Annotated in this window: 18 protein-coding genes and 1 tRNA gene; 7 read left to right on the top strand and 12 right to left on the bottom strand. The window is 65.3% G+C overall.

Annotation, left to right across the window (positions count from 1 at the left end; translation table 11 throughout):
• Positions 1–6 precede the first annotated feature (6 nt).
• The 6 genes from trpB to pyk all read left to right on the top strand — a co-directional run bounded on the left by trpB (position 7) and on the right by pyk (position 11,199).
• Positions 7–1,326: a tryptophan synthase subunit beta gene (trpB, locus tag QRM96_RS02540; RefSeq protein ID WP_109864000.1), complete on the top strand. Its 1,320-nt coding sequence runs from the start codon at positions 7–9 to the stop codon at positions 1,324–1,326.
• An 11-nt stretch (positions 1,327–1,337) separates the two neighbouring features.
• Positions 1,338–2,150, top strand: coding sequence for a tryptophan synthase subunit alpha (gene trpA, locus QRM96_RS02535; protein ID WP_043423861.1), 813 nt, complete (start codon positions 1,338–1,340; stop codon positions 2,148–2,150).
• A 3-nt stretch (positions 2,151–2,153) separates the two neighbouring features.
• Positions 2,154–3,320, top strand: coding sequence for a prolipoprotein diacylglyceryl transferase (gene lgt / locus QRM96_RS02530; protein ID WP_285318233.1), 1,167 nt, complete (start codon positions 2,154–2,156; stop codon positions 3,318–3,320).
• A gap of 260 nt (positions 3,321–3,580) precedes the next feature.
• A complete protein-coding gene (gene gltB / locus QRM96_RS02525; protein ID WP_285318231.1) occupies positions 3,581–8,194 on the top strand; it encodes a glutamate synthase large subunit in 4,614 nt (1,537 codons plus the stop codon).
• Positions 8,187–9,644, top strand: a complete 1,458-nt coding sequence (locus QRM96_RS02520) for a glutamate synthase subunit beta (protein ID WP_285318230.1) — start codon at positions 8,187–8,189, stop codon at positions 9,642–9,644. Before gltB ends, QRM96_RS02520 begins: the two co-directional genes overlap by 8 nt.
• Before the next feature lie 64 nt (positions 9,645–9,708).
• Complete coding sequence (gene pyk / locus QRM96_RS02515; protein WP_043423794.1) at positions 9,709–11,199, top strand: pyruvate kinase; 1,491 nt, start codon at positions 9,709–9,711, stop codon at positions 11,197–11,199.
• Between the two features lie 132 nt (positions 11,200–11,331).
• Here the strand turns inward: pyk and QRM96_RS02510 are convergent, their stop codons facing one another.
• Complete coding sequence (locus tag QRM96_RS02510; protein ID WP_009358190.1) at positions 11,332–11,937, bottom strand: ANTAR domain-containing response regulator; 606 nt, start codon at positions 11,935–11,937, stop codon at positions 11,332–11,334.
• Positions 11,938–12,140: 203 nt separating this feature from the next.
• On the opposite strand from QRM96_RS02510, the gene QRM96_RS02505 reads away from it, so the two are divergent.
• Positions 12,141–12,222, top strand: a tRNA-Leu gene (locus QRM96_RS02505).
• A 134-nt stretch (positions 12,223–12,356) separates the two neighbouring features.
• Here the strand turns inward: QRM96_RS02505 and QRM96_RS02500 are convergent.
• The 11 genes from QRM96_RS02500 to QRM96_RS02450 form a co-directional block, all read right to left on the bottom strand.
• Complete coding sequence (locus QRM96_RS02500; RefSeq protein WP_109864301.1) at positions 12,357–13,259, bottom strand: carbohydrate ABC transporter permease; 903 nt, start codon at positions 13,257–13,259, stop codon at positions 12,357–12,359.
• Between the two features lie 8 nt (positions 13,260–13,267).
• Positions 13,268–14,197 (bottom strand): carbohydrate ABC transporter permease, encoded by a 930-nt coding sequence (locus QRM96_RS02495; RefSeq protein WP_285318229.1) that lies wholly within the window; start codon positions 14,195–14,197, stop codon positions 13,268–13,270.
• Positions 14,194–15,654 carry an extracellular solute-binding protein gene (locus QRM96_RS02490; protein WP_285318228.1) on the bottom strand — a complete coding sequence of 487 codons (1,461 nt, stop codon included), beginning with the start codon at positions 15,652–15,654 and terminating at the stop codon, positions 14,194–14,196. Before QRM96_RS02490 ends, QRM96_RS02495 begins: the two co-directional genes overlap by 4 nt.
• Before the next feature lie 64 nt (positions 15,655–15,718).
• Entirely contained in the window at positions 15,719–16,690 is a 972-nt protein-coding gene (locus QRM96_RS02485; RefSeq protein ID WP_285318227.1) for a PfkB family carbohydrate kinase, read from the bottom strand.
• Positions 16,691–16,724: 34 nt separating this feature from the next.
• On the bottom strand, positions 16,725–18,320 hold the full coding sequence (locus QRM96_RS02480; protein ID WP_243835580.1) for a glycoside hydrolase family 32 protein: 1,596 nt from the start codon (positions 18,318–18,320) through the stop codon (positions 16,725–16,727).
• A gap of 74 nt (positions 18,321–18,394) precedes the next feature.
• Positions 18,395–19,468 carry an ABC transporter ATP-binding protein gene (locus tag QRM96_RS02475; protein ID WP_285318226.1) on the bottom strand — a complete coding sequence of 358 codons (1,074 nt, stop codon included), beginning with the start codon at positions 19,466–19,468 and terminating at the stop codon, positions 18,395–18,397.
• Complete coding sequence (locus QRM96_RS02470) at positions 19,465–20,418, bottom strand: ABC transporter ATP-binding protein (protein ID WP_285318224.1); 954 nt, start codon at positions 20,416–20,418, stop codon at positions 19,465–19,467. The genes QRM96_RS02475 and QRM96_RS02470 overlap by 4 nt, the downstream gene beginning before the upstream one ends.
• Positions 20,415–21,341 carry an ABC transporter permease gene (locus QRM96_RS02465; protein WP_018763807.1) on the bottom strand — a complete coding sequence of 309 codons (927 nt, stop codon included), beginning with the start codon at positions 21,339–21,341 and terminating at the stop codon, positions 20,415–20,417. Before QRM96_RS02465 ends, QRM96_RS02470 begins: the two co-directional genes overlap by 4 nt.
• 32 nt (positions 21,342–21,373) lie before the next feature.
• Positions 21,374–22,351, bottom strand: a complete 978-nt coding sequence (locus tag QRM96_RS02460; protein WP_018763806.1) for an ABC transporter permease — start codon at positions 22,349–22,351, stop codon at positions 21,374–21,376.
• A 122-nt stretch (positions 22,352–22,473) separates the two neighbouring features.
• Entirely contained in the window at positions 22,474–24,147 is a 1,674-nt protein-coding gene (locus tag QRM96_RS02455; protein WP_285318222.1) for an ABC transporter substrate-binding protein, read from the bottom strand.
• Between the two features lie 79 nt (positions 24,148–24,226).
• Entirely contained in the window at positions 24,227–25,297 is a 1,071-nt protein-coding gene (locus QRM96_RS02450) for a LacI family DNA-binding transcriptional regulator (RefSeq protein ID WP_018763804.1), read from the bottom strand.
• Positions 25,298–25,430 lie beyond the last annotated feature (133 nt).

Raw genomic sequence — 25,430 nt, 5'->3', positions numbered from 1 at the left:
GGACTGATGGCCGACGCACCCTCAGGGCACGCTGAGAACAACACCGCGGAAGCATTCCTGCAGGGCGGATCCCTCCGCCACGCGCCGGGGCCGTACTTTGGCGGCTACGGTGGCAGGTGGATGCCCGAGTCCCTGATCGCCGCCCTGGACGAACTTGAGGAAACCTTCAACAAGGCCAAGGACGACCCCGACTTCCGGGCCCAGATTGCCGACCTGAACAAGAACTACTCCGGCCGGCCGTCGCTGCTGACCGAAGCCAAGCGGTTCTCCCAGCATGCCGGGGGAGTGCGGGTGTTCCTCAAGAGGGAGGACCTCAACCACACGGGTTCGCACAAGATCAACAACGTCCTGGGCCAGGCGCTGCTCGCCAAGCGGATGGGCAAAACCCGGATCATCGCCGAAACCGGCGCCGGCCAGCACGGCGTGGCCAGCGCCACCGCCGCTGCCCTGCTTGGGCTGGAGTGCGTGGTGTACATGGGCGCCGAGGACTGCCGCCGGCAGGCGCTGAACGTTGCCCGGATGGAGCTCCTGGGTGCCAAGGTCATCCCGGTCACCAGCGGATCACAGACCCTCAAGGACGCCATCAACGACGCCCTCCGGGACTGGGTGGCCAACGTCGCCAACACCCACTACCTGCTCGGGACAGCGGCCGGAGCCCACCCGTTCCCCGCCATGGTCCGCTACTTCCACGAGGTCATCGGGGAGGAAGCCCGCGCCCAGATCCTGGAGCAGGAGGGCCGGCTCCCCGACGCCGTCTGCGCCTGCATCGGCGGCGGCTCCAACGCCATCGGCATCTTCCACGGCTTCCTGGATGACCCGTCCGTGAAGATCTACGGCTTCGAGGCCGGCGGCGACGGCGTGGAGACCGGCCGGCACGCCGCCACCATTTCGCTGGGCAAGCCCGGCGTCCTGCACGGCGCCCGCTCCTACCTGATGCAGGACGACGACGGGCAGACCATCGAATCACACTCCATCTCCGCCGGCCTGGACTACCCCGGGGTCGGCCCGGAACACTCCTACCTCTCGGACATCGGACGGGTCAGCTATGAACCCATCACCGACACCGAAGCCATGGAAGCCTTCCGCCTTTTGTGCCGCACCGAGGGCATCATTCCCGCCATCGAATCCGCGCACGCGCTGGCCGGTGCCATCAAGGTGGGCCAACGGCTCGCCGCCGAAGACCCCGCCAATGCGGCGGAGAAGATCATCATCGTGAACCTCTCCGGCCGCGGCGACAAGGACGTGGCCACCGCCGCCGAATGGTTTGATCTGCTTGACAAGGATTCCGCCGAATCGGAAATCGGCAAAGAGGGGGAGCAGCTGTGAACAGCGCAGAGATGACCAGCAAGTCGGCAGCCGCCATTGACCGCGCCCGCGCCCAGGGCCGCTCGGCACTGATCGGGTACCTCCCCGCCGGCTACCCCAGCGTCGAGGACACCATCGCCGCCGGCATTGCCCTGGCGGAGAACGGCGCGGACCTGATCGAGATCGGGATCCCCTATTCCGACCCCGTCATGGATGGCCAGGTCATCCAGGCTGCCACCACCGAGGCGCTGGCCAAGGGCTTCCACGTCAAGCAGGTCTTCGACGTCGTCGCCGGCATCACCAGCAAGACCGACGCCGCCGTCCTGGTCATGACCTACTGGAACCCCGTGGTCCGCATGGGCGTGGACGAATTCTCCCGCCGCCTTGCCGAGGCCGGGGGAGCCGGGCTCATCACGCCGGACCTGATCCCGGACGAGGCCGCCGAGTGGATGGCAGCGTCGGACAAGTACGGCCTTGACCGGGTGTTCCTGGTTGCCCCGTCCTCCACCGCCGAGCGCATGCAGCGGACCGTGGATGCAAGCCGCGGGTTCGTCTACGCCGTTTCCATCATGGGCGTCACCGGTGCCCGCACGTCCGTCAGCACCGCCGCCAAAGACGTGGTTGCCGCCGCGCACGACGCCGGAGCGGAACGCGTCTGCGTAGGCCTCGGAGTTTCCACCGCGGACCAGGTCCGCGAGATTGCCGCCTACGCTGAAGGCGTCATTGTGGGCACCGCCCTGGTTGCGGCCCTCCGCGACGGGGGAGTGGACGCCGTCGAGGCCCTCACCAAGGACCTCAGCACCGGCCTGGCGCCGGAAGCCGGCCACACCACGGACGGGGCATAACCCATGCAGGCACTGATCCAGGCAGCCGCCCTGGCACCCGCACTGGTACCGGGCAGCATCCCCAGCCCCAGCTGGTCCGGGTTCGACATCCCCCTGCCGTGGGGCAGCCTGCGGATCCACGCCTACGCGCTGTGCATCCTGGCCGGCATCGTGGTTGGCCTGTGGCTGACCTCCGTCCGCTGGGCCAAGCGCGGGGCCCCCGAAGGCAGCGTCTGGGACATCGTCATCTGGGCCATTCCCTTCGGCATCATTGGCGGGCGCCTGTACCACGTGGTGTCGTCCCCCGATGCCTACTTCGGCCCCGGCTTCGATGGCACCGGCGACCTCTCGCTGATTCCGCAGATCCAGCGTGGAGGGCTCGGAATCTGGGGCGCCGTCGTCCTGGGCGCCGTCGGTGCCTGGATCGGTTGCCGCCGCAGCGGCGTCAAGCTCAGCGCCTTCGTCGACGCCGCCGCACCCGGCCTGCTCCTGGCCCAGGCCCTGGGACGCTGGGGCAACTACTTCAACCAGGAACTCTTCGGCGGCCCCACCACGCTGCCGTGGGGGCTGCAGATCGACGCCAACAACCCGAACTTCCCGGCCGGCCTGCCGGCGGATACCCTGTTCCACCCGACCTTCCTCTACGAATCGCTCTGGAATGTGGCAGGGGTACTCATCCTGCTCGCCCTGGACCGGCGCTTCCACTTCCGCCGGAGCAGGCTCTTCTGGCTCTACGCCATGTACTACACCCTGGGCCGTGTCTGGATCGAACTGCTGCGCATCGACGACGCCGAACAGATCAACATCCTCGGCATCACCACCAGGCTCAACGTGTGGACCAGCATCTTCGTGTTCCTGGCCGCCCTGCTTGCTTTCCTCCTGCTGGGGCTCAAGGGCCGGCCGGAGCCGGACACCGTTTACCTGCCCGGCCGTGAACCGGCCGAAGCAGCCCTGCCCGGGGCAGCCGCCGACGACGCACAGGAAGTCCGTGATCCGGACACTGTTGTCTCAGATAGTGATTCGCGTGGTAATCTCCCTGATAACCAAAGCGGTTCCCGGCATGCTTCCGATTCCACGGAAGAACCCGCGGCGGCTCCGGCAGGCTCCAAGCCTGGCACGGATGCCACGGCTTCCGGAACATCCGGCAGCACAGCCACAGGACCCGCATCGGAGGCCGGCGCCAGTAAATAGGAAGCCGGCCAGGCAGGGCAGCAGAGCCACCGCTCGAAGGGCCCGAAACCACAATGTCGTGGCATGGGGCCACTCCTGGCAGCAAAGAGATGCTGACGGATGAAGCCCCGGGCAGGTGCCTGCGTAACCGTTAGTTCAGCAGGCTGCGCTGACCTACAATTTCCAGTAATCAACACTTTGTTGTGCCCTTGCAACGGCGCCGACGAGTGGGGCCAACGGTGTCCCTTCCATACGCACGATCAGGAGGAAGGACGTCTCCCATGACCCAAACTCTTAACACTCCCAGCTGGTCCGAACCGGACCAGCCTGAGACTGCACTGTCGCCGTTCAAGCGCTTCGCCGCCATGCCGGAAGCTGCCGGGCTCTACAACCCGGAGCAGGAAAAGGACGCGTGCGGCCTCGCCATCATCGCGACCCTGCGCGGCGAGCCCGGATATGACATCGTCGATGCCGCCCTGACGGCCCTGCGCAACCTTGAACACCGCGGTGCCGTGGGTGCCGACGAGGGCACGGGCGACGGCGCGGGCCTGCTCATGCAGATCCCCGACGAGTTCTTCCGGGCGGTGACCGAGTTCGAGTTGCCTGCCCCCGGCCAGTACGTGGCGGGCACGGCATTCCTGCCTGCCGAGCAGCGTGAGGCCAACGCAGCCAGGGCCGGCATCGAGGGCCTCGCCGCCGACGAAGGCCTGAAGGTCCTCGGCTGGCGTGAGGTACCTGTTGTCGCCGACCTCGTGGGCGCTATGGCCCGCGCCTGCATGCCCTACTTCTCCCAGCCCTTCCTGGCCTCGGCCAATGGTGAGGAACTGGACCGCAACGAACTGGACTCCCGCGCCTGGCGGATCCGCAAGCGCGCCCAGAACAAGTTCGGCGTCTACTTCCCCTCGCTGTCCTCCCGGACCATCGTCTACAAGGGCATGCTGACCACCGCGCAGCTGGAGCCGTTCTACCCGGACCTCTCGGACAAGCGGTTCAAGACCAAGCTGGCAATCGTCCACTCACGCTTCTCCACCAACACCTTTCCGTCCTGGCCCCTGGCGCAGCCGTTCCGGACCATCGCCCACAACGGTGAGATCAACACCGTCAAGGGCAACCGGAACTGGATGCGTGCCCGCCAGTCACAGTTGGCCAACCCGCTGCTGGGCGACTCTCCCGAAGAGCTGTACCCCATCTGCACCCCGGGTGCATCCGACTCGGCGTCCTTCGACGAGGTCGCCGAGCTGCTCTGGCTCTCCGGCCGCCCCATCACGCACTCGATCATGATGATGATCCCCGAGGCGTGGGAAAACCACGCCACCATGGATCCGGCACGGCGCGCGTTCTACGAGTACCACTCACTGCTGATGGAACCGTGGGACGGCCCTGCCGCCGTCTCCTTCACCGACGGCAACCTGGTGGGTGCCACCCTTGACCGCAACGGCCTGCGCCCCGGCCGGTTCTGGATCACCGAAGACGGCCTGATCGTCTTCGCCTCCGAGGTGGGCGTGATCGACGTCGAGCCCTCCAAGGTGGTCAAGAAGGGCCGCGTCTCCCCGGGCAAGATGTTCCTGGTGGACACCGAGGCCGGCCGCATCATCGACGACGAAGAGGTCAAGGCCGAAGTCGCCGCGGCCAACCCGTGGGCCGAGTGGGTCAAGGACAACCTGATCGACCTCAACGAGCTGCCCGAGCGCGAGCACGTGGTCCACACCGCCGCGTCGGTGAACATCCGCCAGCGCACCTTCGGGTACACCACCGAGGAACTGAAGATCCTGCTGGGCCCGATGGCCCGCACCGGCGCCGAGCCCCTCGGCGCCATGGGCTCCGACACCCCGGTGGCGGTCCTGTCCAAGCGCCCCCGCCTGCTCTTTGACTACTTCGTGCAGTCCTTCGCGCAGGTGACCAACCCGCCGCTGGACGCCATCCGCGAGGAACTGGTCACCTCCCTGACGTGCGCCATCGGCCCCAACGGCAACCTGCTGGACACCAAGCAGGTGCGCCAGCCGCAGGTCCAGCTGCCGTTCCCGGTGATCAACAACGACCAGCTCGCCAAGATCGCCAACATCGAGGACGCCGACGGCAACCGCGTGGCCATGAAGGTCCGCGGCCTGTACCGCCCGGAGGGTGGCGAGAACGCACTGCGCGCCCGGCTGACCGAGATCTGCGAGCAGGTTTCCGGCGCCATCAACCGCGGAGTCCAGTACATCGTGCTCTCCGACCGTGACTCGAACGCCCAGTGGGCCCCGATCCCGTCCCTGCTGCTGGTCAGCGCCGTGCACCACCACCTGCTGCGCAGCGCCAACCGCACCAAGACCGCCCTGGTGGTGGAGGCCGGCGACGTCCGCGAGACGCACCACGTGGCCGTCCTGATCGGCTACGGCGCGTCCGCCGTCAACCCCTACCTGGCCATGGAATCCGTGGAACAGCTCATTGCCGCAGGCGACGTCACCGGGGTTACCCCGCAGGACGGCGTTTACAACCTGATCAAGGGCCTCGGCAAGGGCGTCCTGAAGATCATGTCCAAGATGGGCATCTCCACTGTTGCGTCCTACACCGGCGCCCAGACGTTCGAGGCACTGGGCCTGGGCCAGGAACTGGTGGACGAATTCTTCGCCGGCACGCACTCCCAGCTCGGCGGCGTTGGCCTGGACGTTATCGCTGCCGAAGTTTCCGCACGCCACCAGATGGCATACCCGGAAGGCGGCATCGAACAGCCGCACCGGCCCCTGCTGGGCGGTGGCGAGTACCAGTGGCGCCGCGACGGCGAACCGCACCTGTTCAACCCGGAGACCGTCTTCCGGCTGCAGCACGCCACGCGTGAGCGCCGGTACGACATCTTCAAGGCCTACACCAAGGGCGTGGACGACCAATCCACCAACCTGATGACCCTGCGCGGGCTGCTCAAGTTCAAGAACGAGCGCCCCTCCGTTCCGCTCGAAGAAGTGGAACCGGTCTCCAGCATCGTCAAGCGGTTCTCCACCGGAGCCATGAGCTACGGCTCCATCTCCCAGGAAGCCCACGAGACGCTGGCCATCGCCATGAACCAGCTGGGCGGCAAGTCCAACACCGGTGAAGGCGGCGAGGACGTGGACCGCCTGCTGGACCCCAAGCGGCGCTCCGCGGTCAAGCAGATCGCCTCCGGCCGTTTCGGCGTCACCAGCCTCTACCTGACCAACGCCGACGACATCCAGATCAAGATGGCCCAGGGCGCCAAGCCCGGCGAAGGCGGCCAGTTGATGGCGCAGAAGGTCTACCCGTGGGTGGCCCGGACCCGCCACTCGACTCCCGGCGTCGGACTCATTTCCCCGCCCCCGCACCACGACATCTACTCGATCGAGGACCTGGCGCAGCTGATCTACGATGCCAAGCGTGCCAACCCGTCCGCACGGGTGCACGTGAAGCTCGTCTCCGAAGTGGGGATCGGCACCGTGGCCTCCGGCGTGACCAAGGCCAAGGCCGACGTCGTCCTGGTTTCCGGGCACGACGGCGGAACCGGCGCCTCGCCGCTGAACTCGCTCAAGCACGCCGGTGTCCCCTGGGAACTTGGCCTGGCCGAGACCCAGCAGACGCTGATGCTCAACGGCCTGCGCGACCGCGTGGTGGTCCAGGTCGACGGCCAGCTCAAGACCGGCCGTGACGTCGTCATTGCCGCCCTGCTGGGCGGCGAGGAATTCGGCTTCGCCACCGCCCCGCTCGTGGTGGAAGGCTGCATCATGATGCGCGTCTGCCACCTGGACACCTGCCCGGTGGGCGTTGCCACCCAGAACCCTGAGCTTCGTGCCCGCTTCAGCGGCAAGCCGGAGTTCGTGGTCAACTTCTTCGAGTTCCTGGCTGAGGAAGTCCGTGAAATCCTTGCCGAGCTTGGCTTCCGGAGCCTCGAAGAGGCCATTGGCCACGCGGAAGTCCTGGATGCCCGCGACGCGGTCAACCACTGGAAGGCCGACGGCCTGGACCTGGACCCGATCCTGCACGGCCTGGAGTTCGACGACGACGCGCCGCTGCGGAACATGACCGGCCAGAACCACGAGCTGGACAAGCACTTCGACCAGCGGCTGATCACCATGGCCACCGAGGCGCTGACGGACCGCAGCCCCGTGAAGATCAACGTGGACGTCATCAATACCGACCGTTCCGTGGGCACCATGCTGGGCCACGTCGTCACCAAGACCTACGGCACCGACGTGCTGGCCACGGACACGATCGACATCACGCTGAACGGCACTGCCGGCCAGTCGCTCGGCGCCTTCCTGCCGGCGGGCATCACCCTGCGGCTGTTCGGCGACTCGAACGACTACGTGGGCAAGGGGCTGTCCGGTGGCCGGATCATCGTCCGGCCGGACCGTACCAACGTCTTCAAGGCAGAGACCAACGTCATCGCCGGCAACGTCATCGGCTACGGCGCCACCAGCGGCGAGATGTTCCTGCGCGGCCAGGTGGGCGAACGCTTCCTGGTCCGCAACTCCGGTGCCACGGCCGTCGTCGAAGGCATCGGGGACCACGGCTGCGAGTACATGACCGGCGGCCAGACGCTGATCCTGGGACGCACCGGGCGCAACTTCGGCGCCGGCATGTCCGGCGGCACAGCCTACGTGCTGGACCTGCGGACCACCCGCGTCAACAAGCAGGCCCTCGAGTCCGGCGAGCTGCAGCTGCGCGAGCTCGACGCCGAGGACCGCGACATTGTCCATGGACTGCTGGTGAAGCACATCGAAGAAACCGAATCCCAGCTGGCGGCGCGGCTCCTCGAAAACTTTGACGACACAGCTGCCCGCATTACCAAGGTGCTGCCGCGCGACTACGCGGCCGTGCTGCAAACCCGTCTTGACGCCATCGAAGAGGGCCTTGACCCCGACGGCGAAGAAGTATGGTCTCGAATCCTGGAGGTGACCGGTGGCTGATCCACGCGGATTTCTGAAAGTACGCCAGCGTGAAACCCAGCCGCGCCGTCCCGTTCCCGTGCGCATCATGGACTGGAAGGAAGTCTACGAAGCGCAGGAGAAAGGCGTCCTGAAGGCGCAGGCCGGCCGCTGCATGGACTGCGGCGTTCCGTTCTGCCACCAGGGCTGCCCCCTGGGGAACCTCATTCCGGAGTGGAACGACCTCATGTGGCGGGACAAGGGCGAGGAAGCGATTGAGCGGCTGCACGCCACCAACAACTTCCCCGAGTTCACCGGCCGGCTGTGCCCCGCCCCCTGCGAAGCCTCCTGCGTGCTGGGGATCAACCAGCCCGCCGTCACCATCAAGCAGGTCGAAGTTTCCATCATCGACGAGGCGTTCGAGAACGGCTGGGTCAACCCGCTGCCGCCGACGCGCCTGACCGGCAAGACCGTCGCCGTGGTGGGTTCCGGGCCGGCGGGCCTGGCCGTCGCCCAGCAGCTGACCCGCGTGGGCCACACCGTCGCTGTCTACGAACGGGACGACAAGATCGGCGGCCTGCTGCGCTACGGCATCCCCGACTTCAAGATGGAAAAAGAGCAGGTGGACCGCCGCGTCGAGCAGATGAAGGCCGAAGGCACCCGCTTCCGGACCGGCGTGGCCGTGGGGACCGACGTGACGTGGGAGCAGCTGCGCAGGCGCTACGACGCCGTCGTGGTGTGCACCGGCGCCACCGTCCCGCGGGACCTGCCCATCCCGGGCCGGGACCTGGAAGGCGTGCACTTCGCCATGGACTACCTGGTACCCGCCAACCGCGTGGTGGCCGGGGAAGCCATCGAAAACCAGATCCACGCCAACGGCAAGCACGTGGTGATCCTCGGCGGCGGTGACACCGGGGCCGACTGCCTCGGCACCGCCCACCGGCACGGCGCAGCGTCCGTCACTACGCTGGCGATCGGCAAGCAGCCGCCGGCCGAACGTGCCAGCCACCAGCCGTGGCCCACGTTCCCCAACCTCTTCGAAGTGGCCAGCGCCCACGAGGAAGGCGGCGAACGCACCTACCTCGCGTCCACCGTGGAATTCGTTGGCGAGAACGGCAAGCTCACCGGCGTCAAGGTGGCCGAAACCGAATTCGTCGACGGCAAGCGACTCCCCAAGGCGGGCACCGAGCGGGTCATCCCCGCAGACCTGGTGTTCCTGTCCCTGGGGTTCACCGGAGCCGAACCGGCCGGCATCACCGAACAGGTGCACGCCGACTTCGACGGCCGCGGCAACGTGGCCCGCGACGGCTACTACATGACCAACACCGACGGTGTCTTCGTTGCCGGTGACGCCGGCCGCGGGCAGTCCCTGATCGTGTGGGCCATCGCCGAGGGCCGCGCCGCCGCAGCAGCCGTGGACAAGTACCTGATGGGAAGCACTATCCTTCCCGCTCCCGTCGCGCCGACGGACCGCGCCATCGCCGTCCTCTAGGGGTGCATCGAGGGTTCACCTCGCCGACAACTTAACCAATGCAAGAGACCAATAGGGTAGGTATATGAGACGCGCAAAAATTGTGGCTACGTTTGGCCCGGCAATTGCCAGCTACGAGAACACCCTGGCTGTGCTGGAGGCCGGCGTTGACGTCGCCCGCATGAACATGAGCCACGGCGATTACACCGTGCACGACAACACCTACGAAAACGTCCGCAAGGCGGCAGCGGACCTGGGCAAGGCCGTGGCCATCATGGCCGACCTGCAGGGCCCCAAGATCCGCCTGGGCCGTTTCGTGGATGGCCCGCACGCACTCGCGGTTGGTGACATCTTCACCATCACCACCGAGGACGTCCCCGGCACCCAGGAGATCTGCTCCACCACCCTGAAGAGCCTCACCGAGGACGTCAAGGTGGGAGACGCACTGCTGATCGACGACGGCAAGGTGGCCCTTCGCGCCATCGAGGTCGACGACGTCAAGGTGGTTGCCGAGGTGACCGTCGGCGGCATGGTGTCCAACAACAAGGGAATCAACCTGCCCGGCGTGGCAGTCAACGTTCCCGCGCTGAGCGAAAAAGATGAGGACGACCTCCGCTGGGCAATGCGCCGGGGCGTGGACCTGGTGGCCCTGTCCTTCGTCCGGGATGCGTCCGACATCACCCGCGTGCACGAGATCATGGATGAAGAAGGCCGCCGCGTGCCGGTCATCGCCAAGATCGAGAAGCCGCAGGCTGTCGAGCAGCTGCCGGAGATCATCGACGCGTTCGACGCGATCATGGTGGCCCGCGGCGACCTCGGTGTGGAGCTTCCCCTGGAGGAAGTGCCGATCGTGCAGAAGCGCGCCATCGAGCTCGCCCGGCGCTGGGCGAAGCCGGTCATCGTGGCCACCCAGGTGCTCGAGTCCATGATCGACAACCCGCGCCCCACCCGTGCAGAGGCCTCCGACTGCGCCAACGCCGTCCTCGACGGTGCCGACGCCGTCATGCTCTCCGGCGAGACCAGTGTGGGCAAGTACCCGATCGAAACGGTCAAGGTCATGGCCCGGATCATCGAATCCACCGAGGTCCACGGCCTGGAGCGCGTCCCCCCGCTGGGGACCAAGCCCAAGACCCGTGGCGGCGCCATCACCCGTGCCGCCGTCGAAATCGCCGACCAGCTGGACGCCAAGTACATCTGTGCGTTCACCCAGTCCGGCGACTCCGCCCGCCGCCTGTCCCGCCTGCGGCCCATCAAGCCGGTCTTCGCGTTCACCCCGGTGGAGCAGGTCTGGAACCAGATGGCGCTCACCTGGGGCATCCAGCCGGTACTGGTGCAGATGGTGGACCACACAGACGCCATGACCGCCCAGGTGGACCGCAGCCTTGAGGAAATGGGCCTGGTGGAAGATGGTGACCTGGTAGTCATCGCCGCCGGTTCGCCTCCCGGAAAGGCCGGTTCCACCAACTCGCTGAAGGTGCACAAGGTAGGCGACCTGGCCGACTCCACCCGCGCCGGTGAAGTCAGCAGCAACAAGGAAAAGCTCGGCCCCTGGCCGGAAAAGAAGAAGAAGGCCTAGCCTGGTCTTCGGATAAAGCAAAGGACCCCTGCCGGTTGGCAGGGGTCCTTTGCTTTGGTGCTGTGCGCGTTAGGGGACTTTACGCGTGGGGGCCGGGCCGCCGTCGTAATTCTCTGGGCCCCGGCCGGAGCGCTAGTTGACCTGGTTGATGATGGTTTCGGCGACCTCGCGCATGCTGAGGCGGCGGTCCATGGAGGTCTTCTGGATCCAGCGGAAGGCCTCCGGCTCGGTCAGGCCCATCTTGGTGGTCAGCAGGCTCTTGGCGCGCTCCACGAGCTTACGGGTGGCGAACTGCTCCTGGAGGTCGGAAACCTCGCTCTCGAGGGCCTTGATTTCCTCGTGCCGGGAAAGCGCGATCTCCAGGGCCGGGATGAGGTCCGCGGGCGTGAACGGCTTCACCACGTAGGCCATGGCGCCGGCGTCGCGGGCACGCTCCACCAGTTCCTTCTGGCTGAAGGCGGTCAGCAGCACCACGGGGGCGATGCGTGCCTTGACGATCTTCTCGGCCGCCGAAATGCCGTCCATGACGGGCATCTTGACGTCCATGAGGACCAGGTCCGGCTTCAGTTCCTCGGCGAGCTGGACGGCCTTCTCGCCGTTATCCGCCTCGCCCACAACGTCATAGCCTTCGCCGCGCAGGATCTCGATGATGTCGAGGCGGATGAGGGTTTCATCCTCCGCCACAATGACGCGGCGCGCCGGCTGGGACGTGGGCTTGGACTCCGTCTGTTCAGTCACGGGATCTCCTTGAAAAGGTACGGCGGGACATCACTATCTTAGGTGCCACCGCGGCTGTACTTGGCTTGCAGGGTTTGTTTGCGGCGACGGCGGCGCGATTCTGGAATTCAGCCTATCTGCATGTAGAGTAATTCCGCGTACGTGAAGCGATCGCGTTGCTCACAGTCAGCTGTGGGCGTAGCGTTTCACTCCATGTATTCCGCGCCCGAGTGGCGGAATTGGCAGACGCGCCGCACTCAAAATGCGGTATCGAAAGGTGTGTGGGTTCGAGTCCCACCTCGGGCACAGCAGATCCCCTCGTCAGAGGGGCTTTTTGCTTTAACCTGTTCAGATACTTTGAGTGTCTTCGCTCTGGCCCGCCGTGCCCTCCCGAGATGATGCGCCCCACTGCGCGGACCTGTTTCTTTCCTGCACCACCGCTATTTGCTGGCGCCGGCGGTGAGGCCTTCCCGCAGGGTTCGTTGGCCGAAGATGAACACGACCAGTGCCGGCAGCATGGACAGGATCACGCCGGCGAGGACCACCGAGATGCTGCCGGTGCCGAGGTTGCCCTGGAGCGTGACCAGGCCGAGGGGAAGGGTGAAATTCTGTTCGCTGATGGTGAGGATCAGTGGCCGGAAGAACTCGTTCCAATGGAAGTTGAAGGCGAGGATCCCGACGATCGCCATGCCGGGGACCGCCAGGGGGACGTAGACCGAACGGAAGATCCGCCACGGCCCGGCACCGTCCAGGGCTGCTGCTTCGGCGAAGTCGTTCGGCAGGCCAAGGAAGTACTGGCGCATCAGGAAGGTGCCGAATGCTGTGGGAATGGCCGGCAGGATCAGGGCCAGCAGGGTGTCGGACAGGCCCATTCCACGGATCAGCATGAACACCGGGACGATGGTGACCTGCACCGGGACCATCATGGTGGCCAGCACCAGCGAGAAGATGGCGTTCTTACCGCGGAAGTCCAGGCGGGCGAAGGCGTAGCCGGCCAGGGTGGCCGACGCCATCTGGCCAAGTGCGATCAGGCCGGTCACCAGGGCGCTGTTCAGGACCAGGAGGCCGACGTTGATCTGCTTGAACACTTCCTGGTAGGCCGTGAAGTCAGGGTTGATGGGCAGGAAGGAGGGCGGCAGGTTGAACGATTCCGACGGCGTGCGCAGCGACGTGGACAAGGTCCACAGGACAGGGCCGAGGGTCAGCGCCGCTGCCACGGCCAAGGCTGCGTATCTGCCGACAGTGCCGGCTGATGGCAAGCGGCGGGGCGTACGGGTGGCGGCCGGTTCGGCGGTGGAACCGGAAGGCAAGCCGGTCCCGGTGTGCAGGGTCTGGCTGGACATGGCGGACCTCACTGGTAGAAGACGAAGCGGCGGCTAAGGCGGAACTGCAGGGCGGTGACGGCAAGGATCAGCACGGTGAGTACCAGGCCGATGGCGGAGGCTTTGCCGAACTCCAGTTGCTGGAAGGCGGATTCGAAGATGACCATGACGGCGGTCCGGGTGGAGTCGCCGGGGCCGCCGGCGGTCAGGACATAGGGCTGGTCGAAGACCTGCAGGGCGCTGATGATGGCCATGACGGAGGCCACGAGCACCGTCGGGCTGATCAGCGGAAGGGTCACGTTGCTGAACTGTTTCCAGCCCGTGGCACCATCCAGGTTCGCTGCTTCATGCAGTTCTTTCGGGATATTGGTGAGGGCGCCGAGGAAGAGCAGGAAGGAGAACCCGAAGTTCTGCCACACGTAGACCAGGACGACGACGGCGGCGGACGCCGCAGGGCTTGTCAGCCACGGCACAGCGGGGATCCCGACGAGAGACAGGAGCCAATTCACCACGCCGAATTGTTCGTTGAACATGTACCGCATGAAGATGGACACCGACGCGGCGGACAGGACCAGGGGAAAGAAGAAGGTGGAACGGAGGAATACCCTCAGCCAGGAGGGCATCCTGGCCTGAAGCATGGAGGCCAGGCCAAGGGCGATGCCGAGTTGAAGGACTACCGCCACAATCACAAACCCGATGGTGTTCAGGAAGGACACGCGGACGGTGGGGTCCTGTGCCAGTGAGGCGAAATTGGCGAACCCGACGAACTGCGGTGCCGAAACGATGTCCCAGCGGAAGAACGCGAGGACCAGCGAAGCAATGATCGGCAGGAAGGTGAAAAGGGCCATCCCGATCACCGTAGGAGCAAGGAAAATCCTTGCAAGCCACCGCTCGACAAACGACCGGCGCACGGCCGGTGGCTTCACTGATGGCCGCGGGACGGTGGACGTGGTGGTCATGAATTCCTCCTCAGGGCCAGTTCGAGGTCACGTTGAAGGTTGCCCATCGCGGCCCGTACATCGGCGGAGCTGCCGCTGACCGCGGTGGAGACGTTCTTCATCAGGGCAGTTTCGACGGCCGCCTGCTGCGGCGGGGCGGGGATCGGACCGGAGGTGGGGAACCTGTCCAGGGTGTCGTAGAAGACTTTCCAGTGCCGCGGCCCGGTGGCGGCGTAGAAGGACTCGTTGACCATCGAACGGCGTGTGGGGGTGGTGTTCGGTTTGGGAATGGCCAGCTGCATCGCTTCGCGGCTGGAGCAGAACTTCACCCATTCCCAGGCCGCGTCCTTGTCTTTCGCGGTGCGCATGATCGCGTAGCCGGCAGCACCGAACTGGTGCCGCTGGGTCCGCCAGCGCGGGAAGAACTGCACGTCGAACTGATCGGCGGTCATCCCGGCCTCGTGCAGGCCCTGCGCCCAATAGCCACCGGCCGGCGTCGTGCCGATGCGGTTGTTGCCGAACAGGCCCACCAGGGCGTTGCCGCCACCTGATTCGGGACGTACGCCGAGTCCTTCGGCTACGAGCTCGCGCAGGTAGTCGAAGGTTTCAATGACGCGCCCGTCCTCGGCGTTGGGGGCCAGCCACTGGTACCCGCCACCACGGGTGCCGCGGGCAGGGTCGGTGGGGTAGAAGCGGTCCCAGAGCCAGTCCCCGCCGGGCGCCTTCGTTTCGGACAGGAAGCTGGTGTCATTGGCGTAAAGCCACGGGACCACCCCGCCGAAAAGCCGGTTGGTCCAGTAGTACGGGGTGAAATCGGAGGGGCGGGCTTTACGCAGGGCCCGTAGGGTGGAGCTGAAGTCGTCCTTGGTCCAGTCGTCCCTCGGCCGGTCAAGGCCGGCCTGCGCGAAGGTGGTGGTATTCAGGTACATGTTCGCCGCGTTCCAGTCCAGGGGAAGCTGGTACAGGCTTCCCTGGTACATGAAGGCTTCCAGCAGGCTCGGATGAACGTCATTAAAGTAGTCGCTCATCGCCGCGGCGTCCCGGCGGACATATCCATCCAGAGGCTCGGCCAGCTTGTCGGCGAACAACTGGGCGCCTTCGGTGGCGACATAGACCACATCCGGTGGCGTTCCCGCGGCCACCATGGTCAGGATCTTGGAAAAGAAGTCCTTCCAGTCCGCACCCTGAATCGCCTGCAGCCGCACTGGGATGTCGGGATGGGCGGTGGTGAAAGCCTGGATCAGGCCCTGGCGTCCCGCCGCATCCGCTGCCGTTCCCAGAATGGCGATGTTCAGGGCCTTGCTGCCGCGGCCCGGAATGTCGGCGCCGGTAAGTCGGGGCCAGGCCCCCACAGTGGCCCCCGCCACGGCGAGCCCGCCCAGGCCCAGCATGGAACGCCGGGTGAGTTGCGCAAACCTGCTGCTGGACCGCAGCGAATGCGCAGGGGCTTGGTGCTCCGGTGTCTTCTCAGACGTCATTGTTGGCTCCTCTTAACAGGGTAGACGGCGTCCTTTACGTTTGTTGCCCGCGGGGTCGTTTTGTTTATGCCTGGTCGCATGCGAAAGCCCGTGGTGCGGAGGCGTGTGCTTCGACAGCAGCTGTCAGTTCGTCAAGGGTGGGTGGGTTGGCCCCGGCGCGCTGCACGGTGATGGCCGCTGCTGCGGCTGCCGTGCGTCCCAGTTGCTCCATGACGGCGGGGGCAAAGCCCCCGGCGCCGCGGGTGAGCAGGCCCAGGATCAGTGCGGCCATGTAGGAGTCGCCGGCGCCGATGGTGTCCGCCACCGTCGCTTTGACGGCGGGAATGGTGATGCTCGCGGACGGCGAGGTGAATTGGGAGCCGGCAGCACCTTTGGTTATCACCGCCAGCTTGGCGCCCAGGCGGAGGATGTGCTCAGCGGTTTCTTCCAGTGTTTTCGCGGGGTAGAGCCACTGGGCGTCCTCGTCGCTGAGTTTAACGACGTCGGTCAGTGCGCCGATTGCTTCGAAGGTTGCCTTCGCTTCGGCGTGGCTGCCAAGCAGCGATGGCCTGATGTTCGGGTCGTAGGTGATGGTGCAATGCTTGTGGGCTTGTTCGAGCAGGCTTTTGACGGCACCGGCCCCGGGGTTGAGGAAGGTGGCGATGGAACCGGTGTGCAGGACTTGGGGGAAACAGGCAGGCGTTGCTCGTGGCAGCTGCCAGCGGATGTCGAAGTCGTATGCGGCGGATCCGTCGGGTCCGAGGGTTGCGGTCGCTGTTGCGGTGCGGGTGAGGGATTTTGATCCAGGCAGAAGTGTTACCCCTGCCCGGTGGAGGTGGTTCTCGATAGTTCTTCCCCGCTCATCGGGTGCAATGGCCGTGAGCAAGCCCGTGGTGACCCCCAGGAGACCGAGGCCATAGGCGACATTGGCGGGCGATCCGCCAGGATGCTCAACCTGGCTGTCCGGGGCGGTGACCACATCGATCAGCGCTTCGCCGACAACGACGGCGTCAAATGGCTGCTCGGCGTCTGGGCAGGCTGCTTTGAGGTAATCCATATTTTTCTCTCGGGCAGTGTTGATTGGGGAGCGGCTAAGTCGTCGCGTTGATCTCGTTGATCGTGAGGTCACTGAAGGTGGCCGTTCCATCGTTGGCGTAGAGCCGGATGTTGTTGTCACCTTCCAGGGGAAACACCCGGTGTGAGTGCACCACCCGTCCGTCTCCGACGAACATTTCGACGCTGGTCCGGTCCACCAGGAGACGGAGTGTAAGGCGCCCTGCCGAGGGATCGATGGGTGTCTGGCTTTCCCCGCCGGTGGGGTTGATGGTGGGCCGCCGGTTGACGTAAGCGAAGGGGCCGCGGAGGAATGCACCGGCGGCGACGTGCCGGCCCCCACCGGCTGCACGGCAGACCTCAAGGCCGATGTTGGACGGAGGGGCCGCCGGGTCCCATACAAGTTCACAGGTCAGGTCATAGGCCAGTGAACTGATATCGAGGTCATGGGTTCCCGTGACCTCGACGTCCCCGAGGCGGTGGGTGCGTTCGATGTGGTTGGCCAGGCCGGTGGTGGGGGTCGAGAGGAGGCTGTAGCTTCCGCCTGCCTTCTTGAGCCGGATGTCGCGCACGATCATGTCATCACCGTTGTACGCGTCGGTCGCCAGGGTGGGGGTGTTGTGGGGGTAGTCCCAGAAGTTCGCCCAGCCAAGCGCCCTGCGCAGGGTGGCATCCTCCGCGCCGGAGGCGTCGTGGTGGGGGTAAGTCACTGCTCCGTAGAAGTCATAGCCGTAGTCCAGCCACTCCGGCTCGGCATGGTCCGGAGCAAACGTGATTCCGTTGAAGGCTCCTGTCCAATAGGCGTATGTTGCCGGCAGTCCTCGGCCTTTGCCGTTGGCGCTGGTGCCCAGGATCCAGTGCGAAGTACCGTCGTCGGCGGTCATGCGGAAAAGGTCCGGGCACTCCAGCAACCCAAGGTCCGTCCGGACGAACTCGCCGACCCGCCGCCAGGAACGCAGGTTGGCAGATGTGTAGAAGCCGAGCTTCTGCCCTTCGGCGTTGACCATGAACCACTGCCTGCGGTCTTCGTCCCAGATGACTTTCGGGTCGCGGAAGTCCTGCACGCCTGGGTTTGGAAGTACCGGCGCCGTCCCACCAGGTTTGAACGAACGCCCACGGTCAGTTGAGTACCAGAGGTATTGCGCCTGGCGGCCTTGGGGTGCCTGGGTCACGAGGGCTATGACGGCGTTTTCACCGTAGCCGGCAGTGTTTCGTTCGTCGATGACAAGGCAGCCTGACCAGCAGTCGCCGTTGCCGTTGCTGAACTTGGGGATGGCCACGCCACGGTCGCGGAAGGAGACGTGGTCGGTGGTGGTGGCACGGCGCCACGATGTGCCGCCGCCGCCCTGGAGGTAATCGGCGTTGTAGAGGTAGTAGTAGTGGTATTCGCCGTCGATGTAGATGGGCCGCTGGGGGTCGTTCTTCCAGTTGTCGGGGACGCTGAAGTGATAGGTCGGGCGCATACGGGTTGGTCCTTTGTAGGGCGGCTTGGCCGGTGCGTTGTCTGGGGCGTTCAGGCGTGCCGCTGCCGCTGACTGGGCGAATGGTGTTGCCAGTGCGAGCGATCCGGTGAGGGCAGCGGCCCCGCTTCCGGTCAGGAGGGCACGCCGGGATACGGCGGGTGAATCTTCCATCAGTTACCTTTCGGCGGGCAGCGACGGTGCTGCCAGGGCGTGAATGTTGATGTTTGGACGTGGAAACGGGAACGTCAGTCTCCAGGCTCCGGTTCTGTCGCCAATGCATGGCCGCCGGCGCCGGCGCGCGGGCGGTAGAGGTGGCAGCGGACCCAGTGGCGGTTCAGGGGGTCGCCCACCTGGTGCCGGACGGGTTCCTTGGATGAGCAGCGCTGCTCCGGGTCGTTCTCAAAGGCGCAGCCGGCGGAAGCCATGACGGCTTGCCGGAGCTGGGCGCGGTGGATGGGGTCGTAGGATCCGGCCCGCGCCGGGTCGGGGACGGCTGAGACGAGCAATTGGGTGTAGGGGTGGGCCGGGTTGGCCAGCAGGTCCAGTGATTCACCTTCTTCCACGATTTCGCCGGCGAACATGACGGCCGTCCGGTCCGCCAGGTACCGGGCGGAGGCGAGGTCGTGGGTGATGTAGAGCATGGAAATGCCCTGCTCATCGCGCAGTTTCCGCATCAGGTTCAGCACGCCGATGCGGACCGAAACGTCCAGCATGGAAGTCGGTTCGTCGGCGAGGATGACGTTTGGCTCCACGGCCAGGGCCCGCGCGATCGCGACCCGTTGACGTTGCCCGCCGGAGAGCTCATGGGGGTAGGAGTCGAGCATGTCGGCCTGAAGCCCGACGGTGGTCATGAGCTCTTCGAGACGGCGCCTGGTCTGCTCTTCGGAACCGCGTTGGCGGGTGCCGCCTTTGCCGTGGATGGTGAGGGACCGGCGGAGGAAGTGCTCGATTCGGTGGGCGGGATTCAGCGAGCCAAAGGGGTCCTGGAAGACCATTTGCAGCTGGGACCGGAACTCCCGTGAGGCCTGGAAACGGTCACGTTTGAGTACGTCGACCCCGTCGACCAGGATGGCCCCTTCGCTCGGTTTCTCGAGCCGGGCGACACAGCGGGCCAGGGTGCTCTTGCCTGAACCGGATTCGCCGACCAGTGCCACGATCTCTCCGCGACCGATGGTCAGGTCGACACCGTGGAGCGCCCGGACCGCCTGGCTGGAGAACAGGCCGCCGATGTGGAAGGACTTACCAAGTCCGCGCACCTCCAGGGCAGGAGTCAGGGACGAAACATCCGGCCGTGCCGGGGAGTGGACGGCGTGGCTCATTGTGCTGCTCCTTCAAGGACGGCGGCTTCGGCGTCGGCATCAAACGGTGCCACGAAGTGGCCGGGCGCAATTTTGGCGAGGTCCGGGATGTTCCGGAACTTCACGCCGTCGGGCAGGCCCTTAAGCGGGATCCGCGGGCCGGTGAGCGGCGGGAACGCGCCCATGAGGGCTTGGGTGTAGGGGTGTCCTGGGGCGGTGTAGATGTCGTGGGCTTTGGCCGTTTCCACGATCCGGCCGCCGTACATGACGGCCATCCGGTGGGAGAGTTCCACCATCAAGGACATGTCGTGCGTGATGAAGAGGACGGAGAAGCCCAGTTCGCGCTGCAGATCCTTGATCTGGGCCATGATCTCCTGTTGCACCACCACGTCCAGTGCGGTGGTGGGCTCGTCAAGGATCAGCAGTGACGGCTTCAGGGCGACAGCCATGGCGATGACGGCGCGTTGCCGCATGCCGCCGGAGAGTTGATGCGGGTACGACTTGAGGCGGGCGGGGTCCATGCGGACCAGTTCCAGCAGCTGCGCCGCGCGTCGAAGGGATTCTTTGCGCGGGTAGCCGGCGTGGGTGGTGAAGATGTCAGCCATCTGTTCCCCGATGGTGAGCACGGGGTTCAGCGAGTTCATGGCGGACTGGAACACCATGGCGACGTCCTGCCAGCGGAAACGGCGCAGCTCGTCCTGGTTCATGGCGAGGACGTCCTTGCCGCCGAAGGAGATGCTGCCGGCGGCGATCTTCGCCGGGTCCTTGAGCAGCCGCATGATGGAGTTGGCGATGGTTGATTTTCCGCAACCGGATTCGCCGGCCAGCCCGAAGACCTCACCGGCGCCGATGCTGAAGGAGACGTCGTTCACGGCCGTGGTCGAGCGGGAGTCGCCGACGTATTTGACGGTGAGGTTCTTGACGTCGAGGACCGGTTCATGGGAGCCGAAGGAGGTTTGGGAGACGGTCACTGTGCGGCGCCCCTTTCGGTGGTGGCGGGTTTGCGGATCTTCCTCAGCCGGGGGTTGGTTACTTCGTCGACGGCGTAGTTGATGAGGGCCAGGGCGAATGCGACCAGGGCGATGCAGAGGCCGGAGGGGATGAAGACCCACCAGCTTCCGGTGAGCAGGGCGCCTTCGTTTCCGGCCCAGAAGAGGTTGTTGCCCCAGGAGACAGTGCTGACGTCACCCAGTCCAAGGAATTCGAGGCCGGCCTGGGCCCCGATGCCGTAGATGACGCAGGCGAGCAGTGTTCCCATCACGATCGATGCCATGTTCGGCAGGATTTCGCGGAACATGATGCGGCCGGCGCGCTCACCGGAGACGACGGCGGCAGCGACGAAGTCCTTGGATCGGATGGACAGGGCCTGTGCCCGGAGTACGCGCGCTGATCCGGCCCATCCCGTGACGGTGAGGACCAGGATGACCGTGCCCAGCCCCGGGGGCAGGAAGGCGGCCAGGATGACGAGCAGCGGCAGGCCGGGAAGGAGGAGGAAGACGTTGGTCAGCAGCGACAGTGCTTCGTCGATGAATTTGCCGAAATAGGCTGATGCCAGGCCAACGAGGATTCCGATGAAGGTGGATGCGAACCCGACGGTAAGCCCTACGAGCAGGGAGCTTCGGGCGCCGTGGATGGTCAGGGCGAGCACGTCCTGGCCCTTGGCGGTGGTTCCGAGCCAGTGTTCGCTGTCTGGTTCCAGTGAGGCCATCCCGGTGATCCGGGAGGGGTCGTCCGGGAACAGTACCGGCGCGGCCAGGGCCAGGACGATGAAGACGAGCATGATGGCCATGCCGGTCATGGCCTTCTTGTTGGTGATGAGTCCGTGGATGAAACCACGGTTGGTTTTGCGGGCAGCTTTTGCTTCAGTTGGCTGCTGGAGGATAACGCTGGTCATGGTCGGTCCCTTGGTTACTGGGTACGCACTGCTCAGTTGCTGCGCACGCGGGGGTCGAGGCGGACGTAGAGGATGTCCACCAGGAAGTTCGCCAGCAGCACGGCGGCGGTGATGGTCAGGAACAGGCCCTGCATAAGCGGGTAGTCGAGGCCTTGGACGGCGTTGAGGAGCTGGTATCCGACGCCGGGGTAGGCGAAGACCACCTCGGTCAGAAGGGCGCCGCCGACGACGAAGCCCAGGCCCATGCCGAAGCTGGTCACCGAGGGCAGCATCGCGTTCCGGGCTGCGTAGCGGAGCATGATCCGTCCGGGGCGAAGGCCCTTGGCTTCGGCCATGGTGATGTAGTCCTCGGAGTTCGTGGCAATCATGGTGTTCCGCATGCCCAACATCCAGCCACCGATGGAGACCAGCACGATGGTCAGCGCCGGTAGCACGAGGTGGGCGCCGACGTCACCGATGAACTCGGCAGTGAACGCCGGCTCCAGGCCGTCGGTGAACGCGTGGCGGATGGGGAACCAGCCGAGCACGACGCCGAACAGGTACAGAGCGCCCATTGCCAGCCAGAAGTAGGGGAACGATCCGATAAAGACCAGCACGGGAGGCAGGGCAGAGTCGAGGGCGCTGCCGCGGCGCCAGGCTGCCAGGATGCCCAGCAGGTTGCCCACGACGGCGGCAATCACCAGCGCGGTTCCGCCAAGCAGGAGGGTCCAGCCGATTTGGGATGAGATGACTTCGGTGACGGGGGTGGGGAAGCGCGTAATCGATACCCCCATCTGTCCGGTGAGGATGTTCTGGAGGTAGCCGGCGTACTGCTCCCAGATGGGCCGGTCGTCCACGCCAAGCAGCTTGCGCAGGGCTTCGAGCTGTTCGGGCTGCATTCTGTCCTGGGTGCGGGCAAACATGCGTGATACGGGGTCCCCGGGCATGAAGCGGGGGAGCAGGAAATTCAGGGTAATGGATGCCCAGAAGGCGATCAGGTAGAAACCCAGTCGGCGCAGGATGAAGCGCACGGTTTCCCTCCAATTCGGGAGTGGTCAAGATTGTGGGTACGCCCGACGGCCGGCTGATGGCATGTGCCAGGCCGTCGGGCGTGTGGTGCCTTGAGGGCCAGATGGGCCTCAGGGGCGGGGGACTACTTGCGCGGTTCCAGGCTGGTCAGCACCAGAACCGTGGTGGGTGCGCGAACCGAGAGGGTGGCGTAGGGGTTGTCCTGCGTGGGCCAGCCGGTGAAGCGGGTGTCATTGTATGCACCCCATTCCGGGCCGGAAAACAGCGGCACCACTGGTGCGGCGTCGTTGTATTCTTCCTGCAGCTTGTTGGCAATATCCTTTTGCCTGGACTGGTCAGTCGCTGCAGCGAAGTCGCTCAGCAGGGCATCAGCTTTGGGGTCGCCGAAACGGTGGTAGTTATCAGAGGCCTTGGTGCCCACCGGCTTCACCGATGCGGAGCCCATGGTGGTGTTGAAGTACTTGTACGGGCTGGGATCGTTGGCACTCCAGACGATGCCGGAGTCGAAATCACCCTTTTCGTACCCTGCCACCACGGCAGCCCAGTCCGGAGAGTCCACCTTCGCGGTTACGCCGACCTCCGCCAGGTTCTGGGAGATCACGTTGGCCACGGAAAGCCAGTCGGACGAGGTAGCACCCACGGAAATCTTGAACTCGAACGGTTTGCCGTCCTTGAGCGTGCGCTTGCCGTCGGGGCCCTTGGGGTAGCCCGCCTTGTCCAGCAGGTCGTTTGCTTGCTGGACGTCGTGCTTGGTCCACGTGCAGTTGTCCTTGACCTGGGCGTTCTTCCAGGTCTCGTAGTTGCCGGAGAGGCCGGTGCAGTCGGCCGGCTGCGCGTAGCCGCTCATGCCGATCTTGGTGACCTGGTCCCGGTCCACGGCCATGCTCAGCGCCTTGCGGACATCTACATCGTTGAAGGGCGCCTTGGTGGTGTTGAGCTGCCAGTTGATCATGGCACCGGTCGGAGGGAACCAGTAGTGCCGGTGGTCCTTGTCCTTCGAGACGAAGGTCTTTTCGATATTCGGGATGTACTGGGGCGCCCAGTCCACGTCGCCGTTGGCGGCGGCGAGGTTGGCGCCGTCGTTCCCGGCGAACGCGAGCATCTTGATGCCGGCAATCTTCTGCTTGTCCGGCTGCCAGTAGTTGGGGTTCTTCTTCAGCACGAAGGACTGGGCCTGGAAGTTGTCCACCTCGGTGTACGGTCCGGTGCCCACAGGTTTGGCGTTGGCGTCCTTTTCCGGATCGGCCAGCGCGGACCAGATGTGCTTGGGCAGGATGCTGAGCTGGCCGACGTCGTACAGGGCGGGGGACCAGGGCTTGTTGAAGTTGAAGGTGACCTGGTTGCCTTGCGCCGTCACGCCGTCGAGATACTCGTAGCCGCCCTTCAGCTTCTTCTGCAGCTCGAACGTGTACGCGACGTCGTCGGCAACGAACGGCTGGCCGTCGGACCACTTCACACCATCACGCAGGGTGAACGTGATGGACTTACCGTCGTCCGCGGCCTTCCAGTCGGTGGCCAGCCACGGCACCGTATTGCCCTTGGCCGGGTTGAAGACCAGGAGGGACTCGTAGATGGACTGCTGGACCATAGGGTTGACGGTCGGCGCGAACGGGTTGAAGTTCTGCACGAACGTGCCCATGTCTTCACGGGGAATGGTGAGGAACGCGCTGGCGTTGGCTGCGGCGTCGGTGCCGCCGGACTTGTTGCCGGTGGCGGCGCAGCCGGTCAGCAGCATCGCGCCTACCGCCAGTCCGGCCGCGGCAATGCGGGCGGACTTGAGGAACCTGGTTTGTGTCATGATGGGGTTATCTCTTCCTGTCTTCATCAGCAAGGTGAAGGGTGGGTTGGGGTTTTGCTCTTCGACGTTGATTTCGCGGTCAGACCGAAGAGCGTTCTAACAGCGGACAGTCGACCAACTGCTGACTGGCAGTGATCGGCTGTCCGGCTGTAAGGGCGGCGAGCGTCTGGACTCCCAGAGCGCCCATCTTTTCGAACGGCAACGCAACAGTGGTCAGCTTGGGCCTGAGGTAGGCCGCGATGAGTTCCTGGTTGTCGAAGCCGATCACGGCGATGTCACCGGGGATGGCCAGGCCACGTTCCTTGATGGCGTCGTAAGCCCCCATGGCCATACGGTCATTGAGGCAAAACAGGGCGGTGGGCCGGTCCTTGGCCGGGTACCGGTCAAGGATCTGACAGGCAGCGTCGTAGCCTCCGTCTGCCGTCGCATACCCGGCCGCCACGAGTTCCGGATCAAGCTCCAGGCCGGCGTCGGCCAAGGCCTCCCGGACGCCCTGCAAACGCCCAACAGCTGCCGGGATGCGGGGGTCCAGGTTGATCACACCGATCTTGGTGTGGCCGGCCTTGAGGAGGCGTTCGACGGCGACCCGTCCGCCCGCGCGTTCGTCAGGGACGATTGAGGGCAGCTTCCCGTCCAGGTCGAAACAGTTGACGAGCACCGTGGGCACTTCGTGCGCGCTGGGGGGCACATGGACGCCACGGTGGTGGGTTGCGGCGTACAGCAGGCCTTCCACCCGCTGCTCCAGCAGCTTTTCCACAGCAGCATCCTCCATCCCCTGGTTGGGGCCGGCCGCATCACCCTGGTCCGACGGGGCGATCAGGAGGAACCGGCCGTCACTCCAGGCCTGGTCCTGGGCACCTTTGATGATGTCCACGGCGAATGGGGCCGTGACGATCTCGGTGACGATCCCGTACCAATCGCTGCGCTGGGATGCCAGCGCCCTCGCCCCGGCATTTGGACGGTAGCCCAAAGCTTGAACCGCCTCAGCGATGCGGACCCGGGTCTCCTCCGAGATGCTGGCGTCTTCACGGTTGTTCAGCACGAATGAAACAGCTGTCCGGGATACTCCGGCATGCTTGGCTACGTCATTCATGGTGACGCCACGCTGCCGGGCAGTGCCGGGTTTGTCGGGGGAGGTGGTCTTCGCCATTGAATGCTCCAGAGGTCTTCGTTGAGCTGGGGTTGCCCGTGCTAATACGGAGGCAATGGGGTGAATCTAAGCCTAGTAACTCGCGTTACTTTCGGGCTGTGATCTAAGTTACCCGCGTTACTAGATGGTGTCA

This window comes from Pseudarthrobacter sp. lyk4-40-TYG-27 (genome assembly GCF_030209295.1).
Taxonomy (GTDB): Bacteria; Actinomycetota; Actinomycetes; order Actinomycetales; family Micrococcaceae; genus Arthrobacter.
The sequence above is the reverse complement of the archived record's forward strand: the minus strand, read 5'-3'. Positions and strand labels throughout refer to the sequence as shown.

Bases quoted from the DNA above. Each gene is read 5' to 3' on its own strand.
- trpB (WP_109864000.1), top strand. From the start codon at position 7: ATGGCCGACGCACCCTCAGGGCACGCTGAGAACAACACCGCGGAAGCA.
- trpA (WP_043423861.1), top strand. From the start codon at position 1,338: ATGACCAGCAAGTCGGCAGCCGCCATTGACCGCGCCCGCGCCCAGGGC.
- lgt (WP_285318233.1), top strand. From the start codon at position 2,154: ATGCAGGCACTGATCCAGGCAGCCGCCCTGGCACCCGCACTGGTACCG.
- gltB (WP_285318231.1), top strand. From the start codon at position 3,581: ATGACCCAAACTCTTAACACTCCCAGCTGGTCCGAACCGGACCAGCCT.
- pyk (WP_043423794.1), top strand. From the start codon at position 9,709: ATGAGACGCGCAAAAATTGTGGCTACGTTTGGCCCGGCAATTGCCAGC.
- QRM96_RS02500 (WP_109864301.1), bottom strand. From the start codon at position 13,259: ATGTCCAGCCAGACCCTGCACACCGGGACCGGCTTGCCTTCCGGTTCC.
- QRM96_RS02495 (WP_285318229.1), bottom strand. From the start codon at position 14,197: ATGACCACCACGTCCACCGTCCCGCGGCCATCAGTGAAGCCACCGGCC.
- QRM96_RS02490 (WP_285318228.1), bottom strand. From the start codon at position 15,654: ATGACGTCTGAGAAGACACCGGAGCACCAAGCCCCTGCGCATTCGCTG.
- QRM96_RS02485 (WP_285318227.1), bottom strand. From the start codon at position 16,690: ATGGATTACCTCAAAGCAGCCTGCCCAGACGCCGAGCAGCCATTTGAC.
- QRM96_RS02480 (WP_243835580.1), bottom strand. From the start codon at position 18,320: ATGGAAGATTCACCCGCCGTATCCCGGCGTGCCCTCCTGACCGGAAGC.
- QRM96_RS02475 (WP_285318226.1), bottom strand. From the start codon at position 19,468: ATGAGCCACGCCGTCCACTCCCCGGCACGGCCGGATGTTTCGTCCCTG.
- QRM96_RS02465 (WP_018763807.1), bottom strand. From the start codon at position 21,341: ATGACCAGCGTTATCCTCCAGCAGCCAACTGAAGCAAAAGCTGCCCGC.
- QRM96_RS02455 (WP_285318222.1), bottom strand. From the start codon at position 24,147: ATGACACAAACCAGGTTCCTCAAGTCCGCCCGCATTGCCGCGGCCGGA.
- QRM96_RS02450 (WP_018763804.1), bottom strand. From the start codon at position 25,297: ATGGCGAAGACCACCTCCCCCGACAAACCCGGCACTGCCCGGCAGCGT.